This window comes from Streptomyces sp. NPDC006265 (assembly GCF_040613555.1).
In the GTDB taxonomy this organism is placed as follows: domain Bacteria; phylum Actinomycetota; class Actinomycetes; order Streptomycetales; family Streptomycetaceae; genus Streptomyces.
In genome coordinates this window covers 1-6,499 of sequence record NZ_JBEXSH010000510.1, presented here as the reverse complement: position 1 = coordinate 6,499, position 6,499 = coordinate 1, and the positions used below count along the sequence as shown (strand labels likewise).

6 protein-coding genes and 1 pseudogene are annotated in these 6,499 nt (G+C 70.1%); 4 read left to right on the top strand and 3 right to left on the bottom strand.

What is annotated here, in order from left to right; all coding sequences use genetic code 11:
• Both ABZ281_RS32140 and ABZ281_RS32135 read left to right on the top strand, forming a co-directional pair.
• The coding region (locus tag ABZ281_RS32140) for an RDD family protein (protein WP_356661214.1) at window positions 1-891 on the top strand (891 nt) is incomplete at its 5' end.
• A gap of 60 nt (window positions 892-951) precedes the next feature.
• Window positions 952-1,608 (top strand): RDD family protein, encoded by a 657-nt coding sequence (locus ABZ281_RS32135; RefSeq protein ID WP_356661212.1) that lies wholly within the window; start codon window positions 952-954, stop codon window positions 1,606-1,608.
• 34 nt (window positions 1,609-1,642) lie between these two features.
• On the opposite strand, the gene ABZ281_RS32130 is transcribed toward ABZ281_RS32135, so the two are convergent.
• A complete protein-coding gene (locus tag ABZ281_RS32130; RefSeq protein ID WP_306933870.1) occupies window positions 1,643-1,921 on the bottom strand; it encodes a hypothetical protein in 279 nt (92 codons plus the stop codon).
• 416 nt (window positions 1,922-2,337) lie between these two features.
• Between ABZ281_RS32130 and ABZ281_RS32125 the strand changes: the two genes are divergently transcribed.
• Entirely contained in the window at window positions 2,338-4,686 is a 2,349-nt protein-coding gene (locus ABZ281_RS32125) for an immune inhibitor A domain-containing protein (RefSeq protein ID WP_356661210.1), read from the top strand.
• A 122-nt stretch (window positions 4,687-4,808) separates the two neighbouring features.
• Window positions 4,809-5,153: a hypothetical protein gene (locus tag ABZ281_RS32120; protein WP_356661208.1), complete on the top strand. Its 345-nt coding sequence runs from the start codon at window positions 4,809-4,811 to the stop codon at window positions 5,151-5,153.
• Between the two features lie 27 nt (window positions 5,154-5,180).
• On the opposite strand, the gene ABZ281_RS32115 is transcribed toward ABZ281_RS32120, so the two are convergent.
• Window positions 5,181-5,771 (bottom strand): nicotinamidase, encoded by a 591-nt coding sequence (locus ABZ281_RS32115; RefSeq protein WP_356661206.1) that lies wholly within the window; start codon window positions 5,769-5,771, stop codon window positions 5,181-5,183.
• Window positions 5,772-5,886: 115 nt separating this feature from the next.
• Window positions 5,887-6,499, bottom strand: a pseudogene (locus ABZ281_RS32110) (nicotinate phosphoribosyltransferase); the annotation flags it as partial.

Below are 6,499 nucleotides of genomic sequence, written 5' to 3'. Positions count from 1 at the left end.
GGCCCGTCGGGACCCGCGTTAGCCGCGCAGGCCGGGCAGACCGTCCCCCAGAGCGGCTCCGCGGGGCCGGGCTTCGGCGCCGGGAAGGCGGCCGCCGCCCGGGCCTCCGCCGAGCAGGCGGGGGCCGGGAGCGCCGCCGCACAGGCCTCCGGTGTCGCCCCGAGCGCACTGTCCGGGCCGCAGGGGGCCCCCACCGTCCCTCCGCAGTCCGCCGGACCCGGCAGCGCCCAGCCCGGCGCCGCCGCCTCCTCCGGCCCTCCCCTCAGCGCGGGCCCGGGCGGCGGTCAGTCCTCCTGGGCGCAGCAGGTGCACCGGCTCGCCGCAGCCGGCGGAGGTGACGAGCAGCCCGTCGCGCCCTGGAAGCCGCCGGTCGAGGACGTGTTCCAGGCGGCCGCCCGCCGTCAGGCCGAGGCCCGCCCCGCGGGACTGGGCAAGCGTCTGGCCGCCCGGCTGCTGGACACCGTCGTCCTCGCCGCCCTCACCGCCTCGGCCGCCGTGCCACTCGGCACCAAGGCGCTCGACCACGTCAACGAGAAGATCGACGCGGCCAAACTCTCCGGCGAGACCGTCACGGTCTGGCTGCTCGACGGTACGACCTCGATCTACCTCGGCATCATCCTGGCCGTCCTGCTGCTCGCCGGGGTCCTGTGCGAGGTGCTGCCCACCGCCAGGTGGGGCCGCACCCTCGGCAAGAAGCTGATGGGTCTCGAAGTGCGGGACATCGAGGCCCATGGCGCACCGGAGTTCGGCGCGGCCCTGCGCCGCTGGCTGGTCTACAGCGTGCCCGGGCTCCTCGTCGTCGGGATCGTCGGCGTCGCCTGGTGCCTCTTCGACCGGCCCTGGCGCCAGTGCTGGCACGACAAGGCCGCACACACTTTCGTGGCGGGCTGAGCTCCCTCGGACGGCCGTCTGCCGGATGCGCAGCCCGCGGGTTCGCGGTCGACTCGGGCCATGAGCAGTGAACCGCCCCCCGGCTCCGGTCAGCAGCCTCCGGACGACGACCCGTTCCGGAAGCGCCCCCCGGACGAGCCGCCCGGTGAGGGCGCGGGCTCGCCCTACGGCAGCGAGCCCCCGCCGTACGAGGGTGGCGGCCCGAACGGCCCGAGCGGTCCCGGCGGCCCCTACGGCGGCGGCTCCTATCCCACCGACCCCCTCGCCGGTATGCCCCCGCTCGCCGACAGCGTCATGCGCACGCTCGCGCGCATCATCGACATGATCCTGGTGGGGGTCGTCGTCTGGCTGCTCACCTGGGGCTTCGGTGTCAACGAGTACGACGTGGACAGCGACCGCATCGAGATCAGCAAGTCGTTCTGGCAGTCGGCGGTCGCCGCCGTCCTCTACATCGCCTACGACACCGTCCTGACCGCGCGGACCGGCCAGACCCTCGGCAAGAAACTGCTGCGCATGCGGGTGGCCAACCTGGACAACGGCGCGACGCCCTCCGTGCAGAACGCGCTGGCGCGCGCCGCGGTGCTGTGGATCCCGTTCGCCTTCTGCTGCGCCTGTGTGTGGACCGCGGTCTGCGGCGGCTGGAGCTACTTCGACCGGCCCTACAAGCAGGGCCTGCACGACAAGGCGGCCAAAACGGTCGTGGTCAGCACGAAGTGAGGTACAGAAGGATCGGCTGGGGTGCGGCGGGCGGTCAGGAGGCCGCCCGTTCGCGTACCGGCTCCGGGGCCGGCGCCGGGACCGACGCCCGTAGCGGTTCCTGGGGCGCGGGCTGCTCCACCGCGGCCGGGCGCTTCCCGGGCAGCGGCACGGTCATGGCGACCAGCAGTCCGAGGGCGAGCGCCGCGACGGAGATGACCGCGATCCCCGCACCCGAACTCGTCTGAGACAGCAGCAGCATGGCGAGGGTCGAGAAGATCACGGTGCACGAACCGTAGGCGAGCTGTGCGGCAGTCGGACGGGGCATGGCCATCATGTCCTCGAAAGTGGGGGTCCACGGTGGTGTCGGCCTGGCATGACGCCGGCTTCCGGGCGCTCCGCCAACCGACATTCTCACCGCCAGGGTGCCCGACCGGAACCGGCGGTAAGCGTGACCTAATCAACAAGGGCGGTGCACAGGGGGCGCACGGAGTCATGACGTCCACCTAGTGGACATATGTACGCGCCCGCACGGCCGGTGGGGAGGGCCGCGGGACAACCGTTTGGTTGTCCGTAAAACGAACGTCGCCTCCGCATAGTGCACTTGGCTTGTCCAAGTCAAGGTCTGTCTTTTCTTCTAAACCTCTAGTCAAATGTCGTCACTTGACTACACGCGTTGATCACGTGCGCGCGGATTTCCGTGACCGGGACCCTGCCTGCCGCGCGCCCGAACGCGGGGGAGGATCTCAAGTGACCAGTAGACCCTGGACGTTCAGAGCAGCCGCCATAGGCGTGGCGCTCGCGGCGGCCACCGCCACCGCCTCGACGTACGCGGCGGCCGACGACGCCTCGGCCCCCCGGTCCACCACCGTGGACCGGCATGACCCGGCGGATCGTCACCACGACGAGCACGACCTCGAAGGCCCGCTGAGCAAGACACAGGACGCTCAGCGCCAGGAAGCCCTGAAGCAGGTCATATCGGGCAAGAACAAGGTCAAGAAGCGCGAAGGTTCGAAGGTCGTCCAGCTCAAGGGCAAGAAGGGCGACAACAAGTACGTCGAGCTCGGCCGCGAGAAGACCGACAAGATCTTCACGATCCTGGTCGAGTTCGGCGACAAGGTCGACAGCCGCTACGGCGGCACCCCCGGCCCGCTGCATAACACGATAGCCAAGCCCGACCGCAAGAAGGACAACTCCACGGCGTGGAGGGCCGACTACGACCAGGAGCACTTCCAGGACCTGTACTTCGGTCACGGCAAGGGCGTCAACTCGGTCAAGACCTACTACGAGAAGCAGTCCTCGGGCCGCTACTCGGTCGACGGCGAGGTCTCCGACTGGGTCAAGGTCCCCTACAACGAGGCCCGTTACGGCAACAACGCCTGCGGTGACACCAACTGCTCGAGCGTGTGGAACGTCGTCAGCGACGGTCTGAACGCCTGGGTCGACCGGCAGAAGGCGGCCGGCCGCACCGACGCGCAGATCAAGGCGGACGTCGCCCGGTTCGACGAGTGGGACCGCTACGACTTCGACGGCGACGGCGACTTCAACGAGCCCGACGGCTACATCGACCACTTCCAGATCGTGCACGCCGGCGAGGACGAGTCCGCGGGCGGCGGCGCCCAGGGCACCGACGCGATCTGGGCCCACCGCTGGTACGCCTTCGGCACCGACGCCGGCGCCAGCGGCCCCGAGCAGAACAAGCTCGGCGGCGCGCAGATCGGCTCCACCGGCATCTGGGTCGGCGACTACACCGTCCAGCCGGAGAACGGCGGACTCGGCGTCTACGCCCACGAGTACGGCCACGACCTCGGTCTGCCGGACCACTACGACACCTCGGGCGGCGAGAACTCCACCGGCTTCTGGACGCTGATGTCGTCCGGGTCCTGGCTCGGCACCGGCAAGAACGAGATCGGCGACCTGCCCGGCGACATGACCGCCTGGGACAAGATGCAGCTGGGCTGGCTGAACTACGACAAGGCCAAGGCCGGGGTCAACTCCTGGCACAAGCTGGGCCTCGCCGAGTACAACACCAAGCACAAGCAGGCCCTGGTCGTCGACCTCCCCAAGAAGGCGGTCACCACCGAGGTCGTCACCCCCGCCGAGGGCAAGACCCAGTGGTGGAGCGGCAGCGGTGACAACCTCAAGAACACCCTGACGCGTGTCGTCGACCTGACCGGCAAGTCGAAGGCGCAGCTGACCCTCGACGGCTGGTACGACATCGAGGCCAACTACGACTTCCTCTACACCGAGGTCTCGACCGACGGCGGCGCCAACTGGACCGCAGTGGACGGCACGGTGGACGGCCGGCCGATCCAGCGTGACGCCAGCGACAAGCCGGTCCTGACCGGCACGGTCGACGGCTACAAGAAGCTCGCCTTCCCGCTCGACGCCTACGCCGGCAAGAAGATCGAGCTCCGCTTCCGCTACCAGACCGACGGCGGCGTGGCCCAGAAGGGCTTCGCGGCCGACGCGATCACGGTGACGGCCGACGGTGCGCCCGTCTTCTCCGACAACGCCGAGACCGCGGACGGCGCGTGGAAGGCCACCGGCTTCTCCCGCATCGGCGCGTCCTTCACCAAGGACTACGCGCAGTACTACATCGCCGAGAACCGGCAGTACGTGTCGTACGACAAGACGCTGAAGACCGGTCCGTACAACTTCGGCTTCACGGCGCGCCCGGACTGGGTGGAGCACTACGCGTACCAGAACGGCCTGTTGATCTGGAAGTGGGACACCTCCCAGGTGGACAACAACACCAGCCAGCACAAGGGCACCGGTCTGGTCCTGCCGATCGACTCGCACCCGGACGCGCTGAAGTGGGCCGACGGCACCCTGATGCGCAACCGCGTCCAGGCCTACGACTCGCCGTTCAGCCGCTACCGCACCGGCGGCATGACGCTGCACAAGGCGGACGTGGCGAAGTACATCCCGGGCTCGAAGGGCGTCTCGGTCTTCAACGACCGGAAGAACGACTACTACGACGAGTCGAACCCGACCGCGGGTGTCAAGATCACTGACACCAACACGAAGATCAAGATCCTCAAGGAAGCCAAGAACGGCTCGACGATCGAGCTGGAGGTCGGCCCCGCGGGTAGGTAATCCGCATCCTTGCAGGTCAGAACATGATCGGCGGTGACCCACTGGCGGGTCACCGCCGATCCGTGTTTAGGTGCGTCCTGTGACTCTCTTATTGACACCGACCGACACGGGGGGATGAGCGCATGGCCGCAGGAGGCTTCTGCAAGCTGCCGAACGGCACGGTGGTGGTGGCACTGAACCTGCCCAGCCCCGCCGCCGACGGCCCCGGCGCCGTCCGCGTCCTCGTCCACTCCGCGAACCGGGCGCGGGCCCTGACCAGGCTCCGTAACCTCGGTCTGCGGTCGGTCTACCTGCGCGGCAACGCCGCCCCTCCGACCCCCGACGAGATCACCGCGGTCCTGCACCACCCCGACGGCCTGATATGGCGCACGGCCCCCGGCAACGGTGTCGCGTCGAGCCCGGAGCTGGTCCAGGAGCTGTGGCGCCCGATCAGAGCCCTCCTGCGGCGCCCGACGCCCCAGACCTGAACCGCGGGGGCCCGCCGGAGACCGGGCCTACTGCACGACCGGCTTGCCCGACAGTTCCACGCCCGCCTCGCGCAGCTCCTCCAAGGCGCGCTCGGTGCTCTCGTGCGCCACCCCGGCCGTCAGGTCCAGCAGGACCTGCGTACGGAAGCCCTCCCGGGCGGCGTCCAGCGCCGTGGCGCGCACGCAGTGGTCCGTGGCGATGCCGACCACGTCGACCTCGGTGACGTCGCGGGAGCGCAGCCAGTCGGCCAGCGGCGTGCCGTTCTCGTCGGCGCCCTCGAAACCGCTGTACGCCGCCGAGTACGCCCCCTTGTCGAACACCGCGTCGATCGCGCCGGAGGCGACGGCGGGGGCGAAGTTCGGGTGGAAGCCGACGCCCTCGGTGCCGGCCACGCAGTGCGCGGGCCAGGAGCGGGCGTAGTCCGGGTTCGGGGAGAAGTGGCCGCCGGGGGCGATGTGGTGGTCGCGGGTGGCCACGACGTGCTGGTAGCCGGACCCGGCGGCCTGCCCGATCAGCTCCGTGACCGCGGCGGCCACATCGGCACCGCCGGACACCGCGAGGCTGCCCCCCTCGCAGAAGTCGTTCTGCACATCGACGACGATCAAGGCGCGGCGCATGGTCGGTGTCCTTCGGCTATGAGGTCGGCAAGCCCGGCCGTTGAACCACCGAGCCTATTGACAAGGAGGAGCGGACGGGAGGGGTCGCGGGTCCGCACATCACGGCACACCGCAATTAGCTACCCGAGGACTCGTGCAGGTACTCCGTGGGAAGGACGGGCTCCCCGCGTGAGAGCTGCGTGGCCGACATGGGCAGACCGGCGCGCGCCCTCGTGTGCCGCTCGCGCGCCGCGTCCAGGGGCTCACGTGCCACCACCTCGCCCCCCTTGACCAGCTCCACCAGCAACTGCCGGTCCGCGAGCCCGGCGGGCACCGGCCCGGTGCCGATCACCTCGGCCTCGGCGACCCCGTAGGAGTCCGGCCGCCGCGCGGCCCACTTGCGTCCGCCCACCGACGTCTTGCCGCCGCTGGACTTCTTGGCCACCGGCACCAGCGGTGCCTTCGGGTCGGCGGACTCGGCCCGCGCGACCAGCTTGTAGACCATCGAGGAGGTCGGGTGGCCGGACCCGGTCACCAGCTGCGTACCGACGCCGTACGCGTCCACCGGCGCCGCGGCCAGCGAGGCGATCGCGTACTCGTCCAGGTCCGAGGTCACGACGATCTTCGTATCCCTCGCGCCCAGCTCGTCGAGCTGCTTGGGCACCCGGTGCGGCACCAGCAGCAGATACCCCGAGTCGATCCGCCCCCCGCCCACCTCGGGTCCGGCGACCACGACCGCCGTGCGGACC